General features: G+C 65.4%; 16 protein-coding genes. 7 read left to right on the top strand and 9 right to left on the bottom strand.

The window, feature by feature from the left end:
- Positions 1-89: 89 nt before the first annotated feature.
- Complete coding sequence (gene phbB / locus SR870_RS17830) at positions 90-815, bottom strand: acetoacetyl-CoA reductase (RefSeq protein ID WP_322514867.1); 726 nt, start codon at positions 813-815, stop codon at positions 90-92.
- 179 nt (positions 816-994) lie between these two features.
- Positions 995-2,173, bottom strand: coding sequence for an acetyl-CoA C-acetyltransferase (locus SR870_RS17825; RefSeq protein ID WP_322514866.1), 1,179 nt, complete (start codon positions 2,171-2,173; stop codon positions 995-997).
- Between the two features lie 298 nt (positions 2,174-2,471).
- Here SR870_RS17825 and phaR point away from each other — a divergent pair, with 298 nt between their 5' ends.
- Positions 2,472-3,065, top strand: coding sequence for a polyhydroxyalkanoate synthesis repressor PhaR (gene phaR / locus SR870_RS17820; protein ID WP_322514865.1), 594 nt, complete (start codon positions 2,472-2,474; stop codon positions 3,063-3,065).
- Positions 3,066-3,070: 5 nt separating this feature from the next.
- On the opposite strand, the gene SR870_RS17815 is transcribed toward phaR, so the two are convergent.
- Positions 3,071-4,816 carry a putative bifunctional diguanylate cyclase/phosphodiesterase gene (locus SR870_RS17815; protein ID WP_416221092.1) on the bottom strand — a complete coding sequence of 582 codons (1,746 nt, stop codon included), beginning with the start codon at positions 4,814-4,816 and terminating at the stop codon, positions 3,071-3,073.
- A 204-nt stretch (positions 4,817-5,020) separates the two neighbouring features.
- On the opposite strand from SR870_RS17815, the gene SR870_RS17810 reads away from it, so the two are divergent.
- Positions 5,021-5,317 carry a hypothetical protein gene (locus SR870_RS17810; protein ID WP_322514864.1) on the top strand — a complete coding sequence of 99 codons (297 nt, stop codon included), beginning with the start codon at positions 5,021-5,023 and terminating at the stop codon, positions 5,315-5,317.
- Between the two features lie 16 nt (positions 5,318-5,333).
- Here the strand turns inward: SR870_RS17810 and SR870_RS17805 are convergent, their stop codons facing one another.
- The 3 genes from SR870_RS17805 to mtgA form a co-directional block, all read right to left on the bottom strand.
- Complete coding sequence (locus SR870_RS17805) at positions 5,334-5,999, bottom strand: hypothetical protein (RefSeq protein WP_322514863.1); 666 nt, start codon at positions 5,997-5,999, stop codon at positions 5,334-5,336.
- Positions 6,000-6,229: 230 nt separating this feature from the next.
- The gene (gene rpmF / locus SR870_RS17800; protein WP_011439415.1) at positions 6,230-6,412 is read right to left on the bottom strand and encodes a 50S ribosomal protein L32; all 183 of its coding nucleotides are present in this window, start codon (positions 6,410-6,412) and stop codon (positions 6,230-6,232) included.
- A 136-nt stretch (positions 6,413-6,548) separates the two neighbouring features.
- Positions 6,549-7,232, bottom strand: coding sequence for a monofunctional biosynthetic peptidoglycan transglycosylase (mtgA, locus tag SR870_RS17795; RefSeq protein WP_322514862.1), 684 nt, complete (start codon positions 7,230-7,232; stop codon positions 6,549-6,551).
- Between the two features lie 155 nt (positions 7,233-7,387).
- On the opposite strand from mtgA, the gene SR870_RS17790 reads away from it, so the two are divergent.
- Together SR870_RS17790 and SR870_RS17785 are read left to right on the top strand one after the other, a co-directional pair.
- Positions 7,388-8,314 carry a farnesyl diphosphate synthase gene (locus SR870_RS17790; protein ID WP_322514861.1) on the top strand — a complete coding sequence of 309 codons (927 nt, stop codon included), beginning with the start codon at positions 7,388-7,390 and terminating at the stop codon, positions 8,312-8,314.
- 7 nt (positions 8,315-8,321) lie between these two features.
- Entirely contained in the window at positions 8,322-9,008 is a 687-nt protein-coding gene (locus SR870_RS17785; protein ID WP_322514860.1) for a DUF1345 domain-containing protein, read from the top strand.
- 27 nt (positions 9,009-9,035) lie between these two features.
- Here SR870_RS17785 and SR870_RS17780 read toward each other — a convergent pair whose 3' ends face one another.
- Positions 9,036-9,458, bottom strand: coding sequence for a BLUF domain-containing protein (locus SR870_RS17780; protein ID WP_322514859.1), 423 nt, complete (start codon positions 9,456-9,458; stop codon positions 9,036-9,038).
- Positions 9,459-11,093, bottom strand: coding sequence for a GGDEF domain-containing protein (locus SR870_RS17775; protein ID WP_322518298.1), 1,635 nt, complete (start codon positions 11,091-11,093; stop codon positions 9,459-9,461).
- A 321-nt stretch (positions 11,094-11,414) separates the two neighbouring features.
- On the opposite strand from SR870_RS17775, the gene SR870_RS17770 reads away from it, so the two are divergent.
- The 3 genes from SR870_RS17770 to SR870_RS17760 all read left to right on the top strand — a co-directional run bounded on the left by SR870_RS17770 (position 11,415) and on the right by SR870_RS17760 (position 14,124).
- The gene (locus tag SR870_RS17770; protein ID WP_322518297.1) at positions 11,415-13,016 is read left to right on the top strand and encodes a Na+/H+ antiporter; all 1,602 of its coding nucleotides are present in this window, start codon (positions 11,415-11,417) and stop codon (positions 13,014-13,016) included.
- 97 nt (positions 13,017-13,113) lie between these two features.
- Positions 13,114-13,374: a hypothetical protein gene (locus SR870_RS17765; RefSeq protein ID WP_322514858.1), complete on the top strand. Its 261-nt coding sequence runs from the start codon at positions 13,114-13,116 to the stop codon at positions 13,372-13,374.
- Between the two features lie 21 nt (positions 13,375-13,395).
- A complete protein-coding gene (locus tag SR870_RS17760) occupies positions 13,396-14,124 on the top strand; it encodes a hypothetical protein (RefSeq protein ID WP_322514857.1) in 729 nt (242 codons plus the stop codon).
- 405 nt (positions 14,125-14,529) lie between these two features.
- Here SR870_RS17760 and ispG read toward each other — a convergent pair whose 3' ends face one another.
- Positions 14,530-15,825 (bottom strand): flavodoxin-dependent (E)-4-hydroxy-3-methylbut-2-enyl-diphosphate synthase, encoded by a 1,296-nt coding sequence (gene ispG / locus SR870_RS17755; RefSeq protein WP_322514856.1) that lies wholly within the window; start codon positions 15,823-15,825, stop codon positions 14,530-14,532.
- Between the last annotated feature and the right edge of the window lie 46 nt (positions 15,826-15,871).

The raw sequence follows: 15,871 nt of genomic DNA, 5'->3' as shown, positions 1-15,871 counted from the left end.
CTCTTGGCGCCGGCCGTCGTAAGACGTGGATACCCGGGACGAGCCCGGGCATGACGATTCTGTTTTTTCCAGGATTCGCAGTTCGAGGCTCACGTCATCAACTGGCCGCCATTGATCGACAGCGTCGAGCCGGTGATGTAGCCGGACTCGTCGCCGGCGAGAAACACCACGGCGCGCGCGATCTCCTCGGCCTCGCCGAGCCGGTTGCACGGGATCAGCGGCAGGATCGCCTTGTCGAGCACGTCTTTCGGCACCGCCTGCACCATCTCGGTGTTGATGTAGCCCGGGCAGATCACGTTGACGGTGATGCCACCGCGCGCGTTCTCCAGCGCCAGCGCCTTGGTGAAGCCGATGTCGCCGGCCTTCGCGGCGGAGTAATTGACCTGGCCGAACTGGCCCTTCTGGCCGTTGATCGACGAGATGTTGACGATGCGGCCGAACTTGCGCGCGCGCATCCCCTCGATCACCTGCCGCGTCATGTTGAACAGCGAACCGAGATTGGTGTTGATCACCGCATTCCATTGCTCGAGCGTCATCTTGTGAAACGCGCCGTCGCGGGTGATGCCGGCATTGTTGACGAGAACGTCGACCGGCCCGAGATCGGCCTCGACCTGTTTGACGCCCGCCGCGCACGCATCGAACGAACTCACGTCCCACTTGTATACCGGGATACCCGTCTCGTTCTTGAACTTCTCCGCCGCCGAATCATTGCCCGCATAGGACGCCGCGACCGCATAGCCAGCCGCCTTCAACGCCTTGCTGATCGCCGCACCGATTCCGCGCGTCCCCCCAGTCACCAACGCCACACGCGCCATTTTTGAAATTCCTCCCGCAGACATACTTTTCTAGAATTCGATTGTGTCGTCCCAAATAAAATCCGCCGGCGATCCGAACATCAAGCAAAAACGCCCGGCAATCTGCCGGGCGTTTGAACATTCGGTGGTGCAGCGCAACTCCGCAAAGATCGTGCCGAGTCGTGCTGCTGTTTGTTGCGTCAATCGCGCGCAAGGCACATCGCGATGCCCATGCCGCCGCCGATGCACAGCGTCGCGAGTCCTTTCTTCGCATCGCGCTTCTGCATCTCGTGCAGCAGCGTCACCAGCACGCGCGCGCCGGATGCGCCGACCGGATGGCCGATCGCGATCGCGCCGCCATTGACGTTCACTTTGGAAACGTCCCAGCCGAGATCCTTGTTCACCGCGCAGGCCTGCGCCGCGAATGCTTCGTTGGCTTCGATCAGATCGAGATCGCCGATATTCCAGCCGGCCTTTTTCAGCGCCGCGCGCGACGCCGGGATCGGGCCGGTGCCCATGATCTTCGGATCGACGCCGGCATGCGCCCACGACACGATGCGGGCCAGCGGCGTCTTGCCTTCCTTGGCGGCCTGCTTGGCCGTCATCAGCACCACGGCGGCGGCGCCGTCATTGATGCCCGAGGCGTTCGCCGCGGTGACGGTGCCGTCCTTCTCGAATGCCGGCTTCAGCTTCGCCATCGCGTCCATGGTGGCGCCGTGGCGCGGATACTCGTCGCTGTCGACGACGATGTCGCCCTTGCGGGTCTTGATCGTGAACGGCACGATCTCGTCCTTGAACCTGCCGGCCTTCTGTGCGGCTTCGGCCTTCTGCTGCGAAGCGACCGCGAACTCGTCCTGCTGCTGACGGGTGATCTGGTACTGCTTGGCGACGTTCTCGGCGGTGTTGCCCATGTGGTAACCGTTGAAGGCGTCCCACAACCCGTCCTTGATCATGGTGTCGACGAATTCGACCGCGCCCATCTTCACGCCACCGCGCAGATACTGGGCATGCGGCGCCATGCTCATCGATTCCTGGCCGCCGGCCACGACGATGTCGGAATCGCCGTTGAGCAGCGCCTGATAGCCGAGCGCGACGGTACGCAGGCCGGAGCCGCACAATTGATTGACGCCCCAGGCCGGGCTCTCGACCGGAATGCCGGCGGCGATCGATGCCTGACGGGCGGGGTTCTGGCCCTGCGCGGCGGTAAGGATCTGCCCCATGATCACTTCGGAGACGCGCGCCGGCTCGATACCGGCGCGTTCGAGTGCCGCCTTGATGGCGACGGCGCCCAATTCGTGCGCGGGCGTGGTGGCGAAGGCGCCGTTGAAGCTTCCGACAGCGGTGCGTGCAGCGCTGACGATGACGACATCGTCCGACATGGACATCTCCTGGGGCTTGGGTTGTTTGAAACGAATTTATTTGGACGGCGGGTGCCGGTTGGGTCGGCCAGCGTCGGCCCCATCCTGAGAATGCCGCCCCGGCGTGTCAATCCGGGGACGGGTCGATCTTGCCCATAAAGTCACGCCGACGGCATCATTCAAGGCACCGAATGCCCGCCGATTAACCCTGGCGCACAAAACGGTAGCCGAACCGGATTGGAAGTGCTTACTTTATTGCATTGCGTTCTGCCCCGCTGTCGGGAGCGGCGGGTTCCTTTCCTCCATGCGTGTGGGTGCCATGGCGAAATCAGACCAACCAACGACAATCAAAAAATATGCGAACCGGCGGCTCTACAACACCGGCACCAGTACTTACGTCACACTCGAAGACCTCGCGACGATGGTGAAGGACGGCGAGGACTTCCTCGTTTACGACGCCAAGACCGGCGACGACATTACGCGATCGGTGCTTGCGCAGATCATCTTCGAACAGGAGAACAAGGCCGGGCAGAACCTGCTGCCGACCACCTTCCTGCGCCAGCTGATCCGCTTCTACGGCGACAGCATGCAGATGGTGGTGCCGAAATATCTCGAGCAGTCGATCGACTCGCTCACCCGCGAGCAGGAAAAATTCCGCAAGCAGATGTCCTCGACCTTGAGCATGACGCCGTTCGCGCCGCTCGAGGAAACCGTCCGCCGCAACATGGAGCTGTTTCAGCAGACCTTCTCGATGTTCGTGCCGCGCAAGCCGAGCCACGAGGCGGACGCCGAGGCGGTCTACGCCGAGCCGGTGCGCGAAGCCGACAATATCGACGACCTGCGTCGGCAGATGAAGGACATGCAGGAGCGGCTCGACCGGATGTCGCTCGAGCAGCCGAAAAAAGAAGAGTAATCAGTTCACGATGCGGTCCCGGCCGCGGCGGGCTCCGCTGCGGCCGGCCTGTCCCAGGGACGATGCTGTGAGGCCAGCCCGATCAGCCGGCCCTGGATGTAGTCGCAACCCCAGTCGCGCAGCATCAGCGCGGACTCCTCGTCCTGCACCCATTCCGCCACCGTCTTGATGCCGAGCCGTCGCGCCAGATCGATCAGCGTCTGGACGAAGGCGCGGTCGTCGGCCGAGCGCGCGATGTTCTGCACGAAAGCGCCGTCGATCTTCACGATATCGACGCCGAGACTGCGCAGATTGCGGAACGAGGTGTAGCCGGCGCCGAAATCGTCGATCGCGATCTTCGAGCCGAATTTCTTCAGCCGGGTGACGAAGCCGCGGACTTCCTCGATGTCCTGGATCGCCACCGTCTCGGTGATCTCCACGATCAGCCGTTCGGCGACGCCGGGATGCGCCAGCATCAGCGATTCGATTCCCGCCCACCAGTCGCCGTCCATCGTGGTGTCGGGCGAGATGTTGAGGCTGAGCGTCATCTGCGGCGCGGCGGCGAGTTCGGCGACGACGAGTTCGAGCACGCGGTGATCGACCAGCCGGATCAGCCCGAGCCGTTCTGCGACAGGCACGATGTCGGGCGCGAGCAGCACCTGACCGTCGTTCTGCCGCATCCGGACCAGGCATTCGTGAAACGCCGGCGCGCGGGTCGCGGCGTCGACCACCGGCTCGTAGGCCAGCACGATCCGGCGTTCGTTCAGTGCGGTGACGATCTCGTCGGTGACCCGGATGTTGACGCGGCGCTGCGCGTCGCGCTCGACATTCGGCCGCCACATCGAAAACGCGCCGCAACGGCGATGCTTGGCGGCGGCCAGCGCCTCCTGGGCGCGGTTGATCGCCTCGTCGGCGGTGCGGGCGTGGCGCGGCGAACTGATCGCGCCGATCGACGCCGTGATCGACACTGGGCCCGATCGGGTCGGGACGATCTCGTCACGGATCGCGGCGAGGAAACGCTCCGCCGCGACATGCGCATCGTCGATGGTACAGGCCTTCAGCACCACGCCGAATTTGTTGCCGGAGAACCGGCCGAGCTCGTCGCCGGCGCGCAGCCGCGCGCGGACCCGCTGCGCGATCGTGCAGATCACTTCGTCGGCGACGTCGAAGCCGAACGAATCATTGATCCGTGACAGATGATCGATGCCGATCAGCATGAAGCAGAGGCTGTTGCGGAAGCGCGAGGCCTCCTCGATCGCCTCGGCCAGCGCCGCGACCAGATTGATGCGGTTGAGTTCGCCGGTCAGCGGATCGTGCTGCGACAGCTTCAGCAACTGCTGGTCGCGGGCGTGGCGCTCGTTGTTGATGCGGACGACGCCTTCGACGCGGACCGGTCGTCCGTCGGCGCCGGCATGCCAGCAGCCGCTTTCCTCGATCCAGACGATCGGCGCGGAGGTCGCGGCGCGGACGCCGTATTCGATCCGGTACGGCACGCAGTTCGGGCCGGCGGCGGCAGCCGCGTTGAGCAGCGCGTCGGCGCGGACCGCGCGGGACGGCTCGAGCAGCGAGGCGAAAGCGGTGCCGGTCGACAGCGTTTCGGCGGGAATGTCTTGAAACAGGTCGGCGGCGGCGCCGGTCCAGACCATGGCGTCGGTCGCAAGCTCCCAGACGAAGGCCGCCTGTCCGAGCGCGGACAGGATTTCCGCCGGATCGGGCCCGCGAGACTCGGTCGACGCGATCGGCTGGTCGGGCGCAGAATCGGCTGGCGACACAACTGCCTCGTTTCGGGACGGGATCAGATGATTCTCCACCACAGAATAGAGCGTTGCAGCTTGTTCAAGCTAGGGCGAGATCGTTAACAATCGGGAAACCTACTTGAACGGCACCTCGGAACGATACGAGGCGAAGCGGCATACTCCTTGCGATGTGACCTTTGAGGCGCGGCAAGTGTCCCGAAATGGTTCAGGCTTGAAACGATGGCGAAGATTTGGGTCGATCGAAGCGATGACGATATTGTCTTCGGAGCGGACCACGCCGCCGAGCCGGAGCTGATCGAGCCGATGCCGGTTCCGGTGCTGCCGCAGCCGCGGCGGAGCCGCTACACCGATCAGGCCGTCCGCCCCTCGTCGAATTTCGTCGCGCAATTGATGGCAGTCGATCGGGGCTATCCGCAGACCCGCGCGGTGGATCGCGCCGAGCCGGGCCAGGCCACGGCGGCATACCGCACGGCCAACGCCTATGCCGCGTCCGGGCGCACCCGACGATTCTCCTGAGCCGATGTGATCGCCGTCATCGCTGCGGCTGACCGGCCGCGACGTCTTCGGCCGGCTGCAGACGGGGCGACTGCACCCGCGGCGATGCCGCGGCGGCTGCGACCGGCTGGGGCCGATCCAGCAGCACGGCCTCTGCGATCGAGGCCGCCGATGTCGAGGCGTCGGTCGGGGCCGATGACGCCACCACCGGCGCCATGGATTCGGGAGTCGTGGGTTCGGGCGTCTTGGGTTCGGGAGTCGTGGACGACGGAGTGGTCGCAGCTTGCTGCGGCGGGTCCTGTGCGACCGCCGGAGCGGTGCGGGCCTTGCGGGTCGACCGATGGCGCAGCGCGATGCCGGCGAGGAAATCGACCAGCATCAGCGTCGCCAGCAAGAACACCGTGGCGTTGGCGAACGGCGGCAGCATGACGAATTCGGCGACCGTGCCGCCCAACACCAGCAGCGACAGCAGATGGTCGGTGAAATAGCGGGCGCCCGGGCGACCCGCCTTGATCACCTCGAACAACAGCATCAGGACGCCGAATGCCACCAGGATGTCACCGGCGGTGAGGGTCCAGACTGCGCCCGAAGGCAGGGGGATCCGGCTGAAGACCGCGTCGAAACCGACACCCGGCATCAGGAAGACGACGATGTTGCAGATCGCGATCGGGATCAGCAGCAGCGGGAAACCGATAATCGACATCGGCAAAAGCCTGTTGTTCAGAAAGACCACAAGTCAACGGGCGACCGTCCGGGCGCCCGGCGGATACTCTCTAACGCAACAGTTGGAACGAATTCGGGCGTCGGGCGCCGCCGCCGGATCATATCCCAGCCCCGACGTCGCGGATCAGCGACGTCACTGGTATCGCCCGCCAGGCTTGCAAGCCCGCAAAGCGGCGCGGCCAGGCCGCGCCGGGAGCGCCTGAGCCGGGCTCAGGCGTCCTTCTTCTTGATCACCTGGCGACCCTTGTACATCCCGGTCTTGAGGTCGAGATGATGCGGGCGGCGCAGTTCGCCGGAATCCTTGTCTTCCGCGTAGGTCGGGCGCTTCAGCGCGTCCGCCGACCGGCGCATGCCACGCCGCGAGGGCGAAGTTTTTCTTCTCGGAACGGCCATTTCAGTGATCCTTGACGGGATTGATCTCGTCGTCCACGGCGGGACGGCCCGGCACTCGCGCGCAGGCGTAAAGCTAGGCCGGGCTTATAACGGAAGGCCGGCCGCAATGCTAGAGCGCGGAGCGGTCTAAATCGCCTCAGGATCCGCTATTTTCGCGCCAGCATTGCTGCAATTCGGCGGATCTCGCCCGCGCCACATAGGTCACGGCCAGCCGGCGCACGCCCGGTCCCGGCTTCTTCGCGCTGCGGATGCGCGGATTGGGCAGGATCGAGGCCATCAGCGCGGCCTCCTTCTGCGTGAGCTGGCTGGCCGGGCGGCCGAACGCATAGGCCGCCCCGGCTTCGGCGCCGAACTGCCCGTCCGGGCCCCATTCGGCGATGTTGAGGTAGAGTTCGAGAATCCGCTGCTTCGACAGCACCAGGTCGATCCACATCGCCAGCGGGAATTCCAGCGCCTTGCGCACGACGCTGCGGCCCGGCCACAGGAACAGGTTCTTGGCGACCTGCTGGGTGATGGTGGAGCCGCCGCGGGTGGCCTCGCCGCCGTCCTGCAGATCGTCGAGCACGTCACGCACCGAGTCCCAATCGATGCCGCGATGGCTGCAGAATTTGGCGTCCTCGGAGGCGACCACGGTGCGCGGCAAGGCCGGCGAAATCCGTTCGATGTCCACCCACTCCCGGGTCACCGTCGATCCGGTCAGCCAGCGCCATATCATCAGCGTCGAAACCGGATGGCCAGCGCCGTAAAACGGGGTGAGAACGTAGGGCGCCGCGAGCAGCACCAGCAGCGTCAGGAGGGCGGCGCGGATCGGCCGTCTCATGCCGCCCCGGTGCGGGTCGGACGGCCCTCGACGTCGAGGATCGGATTGGCCGGCATCATTTGCGCCCCCTGATGTACCGCCACGTCGAGCGCCGAATTGACGAAGCCGGTGCCATGATGAATGGTCCGGCCGAATTTTATCTGGAGCACTTCCGAATGGCCACCGGCACTTCCACAATCGACTTTGCCAAACGGCTCGACTCGACCGCCGAGGATACCGAATCCCTGCTCGGACGGCTGTTGTCCGACGAATTGCTGGCGGACGAGATCGCCCGTCCCCGCCGGCTGATGGAGGCGATCCGCTACTCGACGCTCGGCGGCGGCAAGCGGCTGCGGCCGTTTCTGGCGGTGGAAAGCGCGGCGGTGTTCGGCGTCGATCGCGCCTCGGCGCTGCTGGTCGGCGCGGCCCTGGAGTGCATCCATTGCTATTCGCTGATCCACGACGATCTGCCGGCGATGGACAACAGCGATCTGCGCCGCGGCCGCCCGACGCTGCACAAGGCCTATGACGACGCCACCGCGATTCTGGCCGGCGACGCGTTGCTGACGCTGGCCTTCGACATCATCACCCGCGACGAGGTGCATCGCGATCCTCAGGTGCGGCTCGATCTCAACCGGGTGCTGGCGCGTTGCGCCGGGCTCGGCGGCATGGTCGGCGGCCAGATGCTCGACCTCGCCGGCGAGGGCCGGTTCGGCGACCGCGAGCCGGTCGACGTGGCGAGGCTGCAGCAGATGAAGACCGGGGCGCTGCTGCGCTACGGCTGCGTCGCCGGCGCGATTCTCGGCGAGGCGCCGCCGGAGCATTATCGCGCGCTCGACGATTATGGCCGCGCGCTCGGCGAGGCGTTCCAGATCGCCGACGATCTGCTCGACGTCGAGGGCGACGCCGCAGCTCTCGGCAAGCCGGCCGGCGCCGACGCGGCGCTGGGCAAGACCACCTTCGTCACCCAGCTCGGCGTCGACGGCGCCAAGCAGCGGGTGCGCGATCTGATCGCGCGGGCCGACGAGGCGCTGGCGCCGTTCGGCCCCAGGGGCGATGTGCTGCGCGCCGCCGCCCGGTTCGTCGCCGAACGGAAGAACTGATCCGCGGATGAGCGGCGAAGCGCCCGAGGATCCGCACCTCCTGCGCTTCAGAAGACTACCGCGCGCGGTCCGGGTGGTGGTTTCCCGGCCGCGGCTGTTCATCTCGATCGCGGTCGGTGGCGTCGCGTTTCTGCTGCTGCCCGCGACGCTGCGGCCGGTGACGCGGGCGCTGATCGGCTGGGACGTCTCGATCGTCGTCTATCTGGCGCTCGCCTTCGCCATGATGGTCCGCTGCGGCGTCGACTATATCCGCCGCAACGCCGTGCTGCAGGACGACGGCCGTTTCCTGATCCTGATGATGACCGCGCTCGGCGCCTTCGCCAGCATCGCGGCGATCGTCAGCGAGCTCGGCGCCGGGCATCGCGGCGCGGCGGAGCTTGCGCTCGCCATCGTGACGATCGCGCTGTCCTGGGCGATGGTGCACACCACTTTCGCGCTGCACTACGCGCATGAATATTATCGCGGCGGCAAGGCCGGAGGGCTGGCGTTTCCGGGAAGCGGCGCGCCCTTCGAGCCCGATTATTGGGACTTCGTGTACTTCTCGTTCGTGATCGGCATGACCGCGCAGGTGTCCGATGTCGGCATCACCGACAGGGACATCCGCCGCACCGCGACCGCGCATGGCGTGGCGTCGTTCGTGTTCAACACCGCGCTGGTGGCGCTGATGGTCAACATCGCCGCCAGCGCGATCTGAGGCCGGTTAGCGGTCGCGGCGAAACGACTACTCGGTCGCCAGCGAGCGGACGATGTCGAGCAGGCGGCGGGCTTCGGGATGCGACGTGCGCGCGTCGTCGTCGTCGAAAGCGACGAGCCGGACACTGTCTTCGTTGGAGCAATCGAGCCGGGCCATCGGCCAGTGCGGGAAGGCTCGCTCGGCCACCGGGCCGAACGCCAGCACCTGGACGTCGCCGTGCCGCTCGTCGCGCTGAATCTTCTCGAACACCATTTCGACGGCGTGGCGCGGACCCTCCAGCAATTGGGCGAAGACGCCGCGACCGATCGCCAGCGCGCCGGTGATGCCGAGCCGCGGGTTGTTGTGGCGCGCCGCGGCCAGGATGGATTCGACCTCGGCCGCGGCCTGGCCCGGCCCGCCCTCCGTCCGTTGTCTGCTCCAGTAGACGCAGCGATAGTGCCGATCCGGCATTCAGGCGGCTCGGAACGGATCGTCACGGCAGACTTCTTCTTCGTCGCCCTTGGCGGCGAGGAAGTCGTCGACCTGTTCGGGCGGAATCGGCCGGCTGATCAGATAGCCTTGCACATGCGTACAGCCGTCGGCGGCGACGCGCTCCATGTGCTCGGCGGTCTCGACGCCCTCCGCGACGGTCGCCATGCCGAGGTTCTGGCCGAGCGAGGCGATCGCGCGCACGATCGCGCGGTTGCTGGGGTCTTCGGCGGTGCCGCGGACGAAGCACTGGTCGATCTTGATCTTGTCGAACGGGAAGCTGCGCAGATAGCCCAGCGACGAGTAGCCGGTGCCGAAATCGTCGAGCGAGACGCGAATGCCGGTCCCGCGCAACTGCTGCAGCACGCCGAGCGCGGTGCCGCGCGCGTCCAGCATGACGCTTTCGGTGATTTCGAGCTCCAGCCGCCTCGGATCGAGATCGCTGTCCGCCAGCGCCGACAATACGGTCGTGGCGAGCGTGCGGTGGGTGAATTGCACGGCCGAGATGTTGACCGCGACGGTGATGTCGTCCGGCCAATTGGCGGCATCGCGGCAGGCGGTCCGCAGCACCCATTCGCCGATCGGATTGATGATGCCGGTCTCTTCCGCGAGCGGAATGAAGTCGAGCGGCGACACCGTCCCGCGGGTCGGGGAATTCCAGCGCAGCAGCGCTTCGAAGCCGGTCACGCGCCTGGTCTGCAGATCGAATTGCGGCTGATAGACCAGCGAGAATTCGCGCAACGCCAGCGCCCGGCGCAGATCGGTCTCGAGCGCGCGCCGCGCCTTCACGGTCTCGTCCATCCCGGATTCGAACACGCAATAGTCCGTCAAGCGGTCCTGCCGGGTGCGGTTCAGGGCGAGGTCGGCGTTCTTCATGACCTGGTCGACATCGGCGGCATCCAGCGCCAGCGGCGCGATGCCGACCCGGGCCGTGATGTCGATCAACTGCCCTTCCAGCATATACGGGCGGCTCAGCAGGTCGCACAGGCGCTTGGCCAGGATGATCGCGGAATCGGGTTGCGCACGTCCGAACTGAATGATGCCGAACTGATCGCCGTACAGCCGCGTCACGATGTCGACGTCGGACACGGCGGAGCGGATCCGCTTCGACACCAGACAGAGCAGGGCGTCGCCGATGTTGCGGCCGAGCGCATCGTTGACCGCCCTGAAACGGTCGAGGTCGACGGTCAGCAGGGCGCAGTCGCCACGCACCGCGGGCGAGCTGTCGAGCAGATCCTGCAGCCGCTCGCGCAGCAATCGCCGGTTGCCGAGCTCGGTCAGCCGGTCGGTTCGCGCCAGCCGCGCGTCGCGCGCATCCTGAGCGAGCTGATCGGTGATGTCCCCGGCGCAGACGAAATAGCCTTCGGGCAGCACCATGGTGCGGATCCGGAAGCTGCGGCCGCTGGGGAACAGCACGGTGCGTTCGCCGCCTTCCAGTTTCTGCCAGGACTCGATCTGCAGGCGCGCCAGCAGATCCCCGGGCGAGATATCGCCGAGCAGCCGACCAAAGGCCGGATTGGCCATCAGGATCCGGCCATCGGGCGCGATCATCGCCAGCGCCGAATCGATCGCCGCGAAGGCGGACAGCGCCAGTCCGGCGGCCTGCTTCGGCGACACCGTGCGCAACGACCTGCGCGTGTGCGATTCGGCGAGCGCGGTCCCAGCTTGTGTGATGGAGTGCACGGATCCCATACCGCCACAAAACGTCGGGAATGTTGCCAAAGGTATAACCGATAGTAGCGCTGTCCCCCGACGGTGAACGGGGGGTTAGCGAACGCGCGCCAACTGAACCGGACTTGTTGATTTGGTGGTTACGCTGCCGATCCGGGCGCACCGCAGGCGCCGCCGATCGGCGGCGTGCGGGGCTCTCTTGACCTGCCCGGGCGACCGGGCGATGCAGACCGCGTCGGCCATTCGACCGACCAGCTCGTGGGTCTCGTGGAAGCGAAATTCCAGATCTTCCTGATCCTGCTCGCCGTGCTGGCGGCGACCGCGCTGCTGGCGCGCCGGCTCCACGTGGCCCCGGCGATCCTGTGGCTGCTGGCCGGCATCGTGCTGGCGTTCATTCCCGGCATGCCGGCGATCGAGCTGCCGCCGGACCTGATCCTGCTGCTGGTGCTGCCGCCGCTGATCTATTCGGCCAGTGTGGCGATGAGCTGGCGCGAGTTCCGCTTCAATCTGCGCGCGATCGGCCTGCTGGCGATCGGCTGCGTGATCTTCACCGCCTGCGCGGTCGCGGTGGCGACGCACTATCTGCTGGGCCTGCCATGGGCGGTCGGCTTTCTGCTCGGCGCCATCGTCGCGCCGCCCGACGTGGTGGCGCCGCTCGCGATCGCCCGCAAGCTCGGCCTGCCGCGGCGGATCTTGGTGGTGCTGGAGGGCGAGGGGCTGGCCAACGACGCCACCGCGCTGATCCTGTATCGCTTCGCGCTGGCCGCGATCATGACCGGGATGTTCTCGCTACCGAAGGCGTCGGGCAGTTTCGTGGCGATCCTGGCGGGGGAGATCGCCTTCGGCATCGCGATCGGCTGGCTCAGCCTGCGGGCCCGGCGCTACGCCCGCGATCCGCAGATCGAGATCACGCTGTCGCTGCTGACGCCCTACATCGCCTACTGGATTCCGGAGCATCTCGGCGGCTCCGGCGTGATCGCGACGGTGGCCTGCGGCCTCTACATCTCGTGGAACGGCCCGCTGCTGATCCCCGCCGCGACCCGGCTGCAGGGCATCTTCTTCTGGGATTTGATCATCTATCTGATCGAGGGGCTGCTGTTCCTGCTGATCGGCTTTCAGATGCGGGCGATCCTGGAGCGGTCGGAAGAGTTCGCCTTCGACGACATCGCGGTCGCGACGCTGCTGGTGGCGGCGATCGTCGTCCTGGCGCGCTTTCTCTGGGTCTATCCGGCGACCTATCTGCCGCGTCTGATGAGCAAGCGGATCCGCGCCCGCGAGCGGCGTCCGAGCTGGCGCGCGGTGTTCGTGGTCGGCTTCACCGGCGTGCGCGGCGCGGTGTCGCTCGCCACCGCGCTGGCGCTGCCGTTCACGCTGCCGGACGGATCCGGCTTTCCCGAACGGGACCTGATCCTGTTCGTCGCCTTCGGCGTCATTCTGATCACGCTGGTCGGGCTCGGCCTGACGCTGCCGGCGGTGGTGACCGCGCTCGGCATCGGCCGCGACGGCCGCAGCGAGCACATCGCCGAGCACGAAGCCGAGATCACCGCGCGGCGCGCGGCTTTGGCTGCGGCGCTGCAATCGCTCGACGCGCTGACCGACGGTCGTGAATTGTCCGCGGAGGTGGTGAAGCTGCTGCGCGCACGGCACGACATCCGCGCCCATCAATTGCCGGCATCGCTCGACGACAAGGCCTATGCGGCGACCGCCAACGCGCGCGCGCTGGTGCGCGAACTGATCGCGGCCGAGCGACAATTCATCCACGCCCAGCTCCGCGCCGGCAAGATCACCGACGAAGCGCGGCGGCGGATCGAGCGCGACCTCGATCTGGAGGAGGCGAGCCTGGCGAATCGGGAGTTTCGGAGCGGATAGGGCGTATGTGGCCCCACTAGCCTCGGAAGCCTTGGGGGCCGGCCGTCCGGGCATTCGCCCCGCTGACAATCGGACCGACATCAGTTAGCGTTTCGCTATGACCAAGCACGGCCTTGAACTTCTCTTCGAGCGCGTCGCGGCTTGGCCCGAAGCGGCTCAGCAGGAACTCGTCGACTCGATCGCAGACATCGAGACGCGACACGACGTCGTCTACAGGCTGAGCGAGGAAGAGCGCGCGGCTGTCGGCCGTGGTCTTGCGGACATTCGCGCCGGCCGGTTCGCGGGCGATGAAGCGGTCGAGGCGCTGTTCGATCCGGCGAAAAGTCCTTTTATGGAATCGACCGAAGCTAATTATTAGCAACGCGCAAGGGTGCGAGCTATGAGATTGCTCCTTTCCAAATTTCTATTTTTGCTTAGTTTTCTTATTTTGTTTTCCCATCCCGCCTCTGCGGAGGTTGTTAGTCATCCGACTGTTTGCCGAAATTGGGGGCAAATTGCGATGGGCGTCTACGCCCGATATCACGCCAGGTATAAGACTGTCTTTGCGTTTATGGCGTCTCAAGCCCGAGATGAAGAGGCCGACGCGCGCGGAAAGGGTTGGTCAGAAGAGGATATTAGGCACCTGCAAATGATCGTCGCTAAAGCGCAAAGCAGTCAATCGAATGGTGTCGAGCAATTTGGCCAAGAAGAGTTCAACGATTGCATCGCTCAATGGAAGTCGACTTCAACGGACGAAGAACGTGCCGCAGAGGACAAGGCTATCGAGCGACATAACGCATCCATCTTAGTATCAAAGAAGAAGCAAATGACGCAATTGGCGCGCACGTTGTGGTGCCAGAAATATCAGAGCGTAGCCATTGATCTCATAACTTCGCATCGAACCGGCGTAGACTATAAGGATGCGGCAATACTGGCTGCATCAAAAGCCTATGGCCAAGGCGGCGAAGTGTTGCGCAATTCCGACCAAGACTCAAATTACTATATGATGCTTGCCGCCGCAGTCTACTTTTCGCGCGAGAAATACGGCGCTGACAATAGGGCTTTCATCGCCCGCGTATTCGACGATTGTATGCGCGGCGAATTACTCGACGCTAGTGTGGGCCGGTAGTGGGACGTTAGACTCTAAATAGGTGAATTCCCAGTATAGTCGGTTGTGCCCATAAGATCAGTTGGTCTCTGTTGTGGGTCAGAGGTGAATGGGTCGGCAAACATGAGATGTTGATATGATCTTCATTTGGTTCGAAGCAGAACTTAAGGGTGAAATAGACAGCCTCTATTTGGAATGGCGCCGAAATGCCGCAGCAGGGGAGGGAGTGATGATGGCTTTGGATTCAGAGGTGTGGGGGCCTCCTGAAGGAACGATGCTAAGCCGCAGTTACCCGTCCGAGTTCTTGGTCTTTCTGAAACAGAGAAAGTTCCCCTTTCGACAGCGACGCTGATCGAGGAGAAGTCGGTGGATTAACGTCGCGAAGAGGTTTCGTCAGTAGAAGCCTGCTTCGTCTCTTGGCGCGGATTACTCCGCCGCCGGCACCATCTGGGCCGCGCCCGGCTTCGGCGAGGCGCCGTAGCGCTGTTCGATGTAGTCGATCACCAGCGCCTTGAAGTCGTTGGCGATGGTCGGGCCGCGCAGGGTGCGGAATTTTTCGCCGTCGACGAACACCGGCGCGGCCGGGCTTTCGCCGGTGCCGGGCAGCGAGATGCCGATATTGGCGTGCTTGCTCTCGCCGGGGCCGTTGACGATGCAGCCCATCACCGCGACGTTGAGGTTTTCGACGCCCGGATAGCGGGTCTTCCAGCTCGGCATCTCGACGCGGATGAAGTCCTGGATCGAGCGCGCCAGTTCCTGGAACGTGGTCGAGGTGGTGCGGCCGCAGCCTGGGCAGGCCGCGACCAGCGGCACGAAGGTGCGGAAGCCCATGGTCTGCAGCAATTCCTGCGCGACCTGCACTTCCAGCGTGCGGTCGCCGCCGGGCTCCGGCGTCAGCGAGATCCGGATGGTGTCGCCGATGCCCTGCTGCAGCAAAATGCCGAGCGCGGCCGAGGAGGCGACGATGCCCTTCGAGCCCATGCCGGCCTCGGTGAGACCAAGATGAATGGCGTAGTCCGAGCGCGACGCGAGGTCCTGATACACCGCGATCAGATCCTGCACGGCCGACACCTTGGCGGACAGCACCATCTTGGTCTTGGGCAGGCCGATCTCTTCGGCGCGGGCGGCCGACAGCAGCGCCGACTGCACCATCGCCTCTCGGGTGACGGCGCGGACGTCGCGCGGCTGCGCCGAGGCGGCGTTCTCGTCCATCAGCTTGGTCAGGAGCTCCTGATCGAGCGAGCCCCAATTGGCGCCGATCCGGACCGCCTTGTTGTTCTTGATGGCGATCTCGACGATGTCGGCGAACTGGGTGTCGCGCTTGGCCTTGAAACCGACATTGCCCGGATTGATCCGGTATTTGTCGAGCGCCTCGGCGCAGGCCGGATAGTCGGCGAGCAGCTTGTGGCCGATGTAATGGAAGTCGCCGATCAGCGGCGTGGTCAGGCCGAGCTTGCGCAGGCCGTCGCGGATATGCGGCACGGCGGCGGCGGCCTCCTCGCGGTCGACCGTGATCCGGACCATCTCGGAGCCGGCGCGCGCCAGCGCTGCGACCTGCCGGATGGTGCCTTCGACGTCCGCGGTGTCGGTGTTGGTCATCGACTGCACGACGATCGGCGCACCGCCGCCGACGGCGATGTCGCCGACCATGACCTGGGTGGTTTGGTGCCGCGGCGCGGGGCCGGCGACGTCGTTCTGCAGCGGATTTTCGAGCTTGTTCATGGCGTCCGGAATATCAGGTTTTTGTGACAGTCAGCAATGGATCAAT

Origin of the sequence: Rhodopseudomonas palustris (genome assembly GCF_034479375.1) — a bacterium.
GTDB classification, from domain to species: Bacteria; Pseudomonadota; Alphaproteobacteria; order Rhizobiales; family Xanthobacteraceae; genus Rhodopseudomonas; species Rhodopseudomonas palustris_M.
Note: the sequence above shows the minus strand (reverse complement) of the source record. Positions and strands in the feature narration are given on the sequence as shown.

Excerpts from the sequence above, each read along its gene's own strand:
- phbB (WP_322514867.1), bottom strand. The coding sequence starts at position 815 with ATGGCGCGTGTGGCGTTGGTGACTGGGGGGACGCGCGGAATCGGTGCG.
- SR870_RS17825 (WP_322514866.1), bottom strand. The coding sequence starts at position 2,173 with ATGTCGGACGATGTCGTCATCGTCAGCGCTGCACGCACCGCTGTCGGA.
- phaR (WP_322514865.1), top strand. The coding sequence starts at position 2,472 with ATGGCGAAATCAGACCAACCAACGACAATCAAAAAATATGCGAACCGG.
- SR870_RS17810 (WP_322514864.1), top strand. The coding sequence starts at position 5,021 with ATGGCGAAGATTTGGGTCGATCGAAGCGATGACGATATTGTCTTCGGA.
- SR870_RS17805 (WP_322514863.1), bottom strand. The coding sequence starts at position 5,999 with ATGTCGATTATCGGTTTCCCGCTGCTGCTGATCCCGATCGCGATCTGC.
- rpmF (WP_011439415.1), bottom strand. The coding sequence starts at position 6,412 with ATGGCCGTTCCGAGAAGAAAAACTTCGCCCTCGCGGCGTGGCATGCGC.
- mtgA (WP_322514862.1), bottom strand. The coding sequence starts at position 7,232 with ATGAGACGGCCGATCCGCGCCGCCCTCCTGACGCTGCTGGTGCTGCTC.
- SR870_RS17790 (WP_322514861.1), top strand. The coding sequence starts at position 7,388 with ATGGCCACCGGCACTTCCACAATCGACTTTGCCAAACGGCTCGACTCG.
- SR870_RS17785 (WP_322514860.1), top strand. The coding sequence starts at position 8,322 with ATGAGCGGCGAAGCGCCCGAGGATCCGCACCTCCTGCGCTTCAGAAGA.
- SR870_RS17780 (WP_322514859.1), bottom strand. The coding sequence starts at position 9,458 with ATGCCGGATCGGCACTATCGCTGCGTCTACTGGAGCAGACAACGGACG.
- SR870_RS17765 (WP_322514858.1), top strand. The coding sequence starts at position 13,114 with ATGACCAAGCACGGCCTTGAACTTCTCTTCGAGCGCGTCGCGGCTTGG.
- SR870_RS17760 (WP_322514857.1), top strand. The coding sequence starts at position 13,396 with ATGAGATTGCTCCTTTCCAAATTTCTATTTTTGCTTAGTTTTCTTATT.
- ispG (WP_322514856.1), bottom strand. The coding sequence starts at position 15,825 with ATGAACAAGCTCGAAAATCCGCTGCAGAACGACGTCGCCGGCCCCGCG.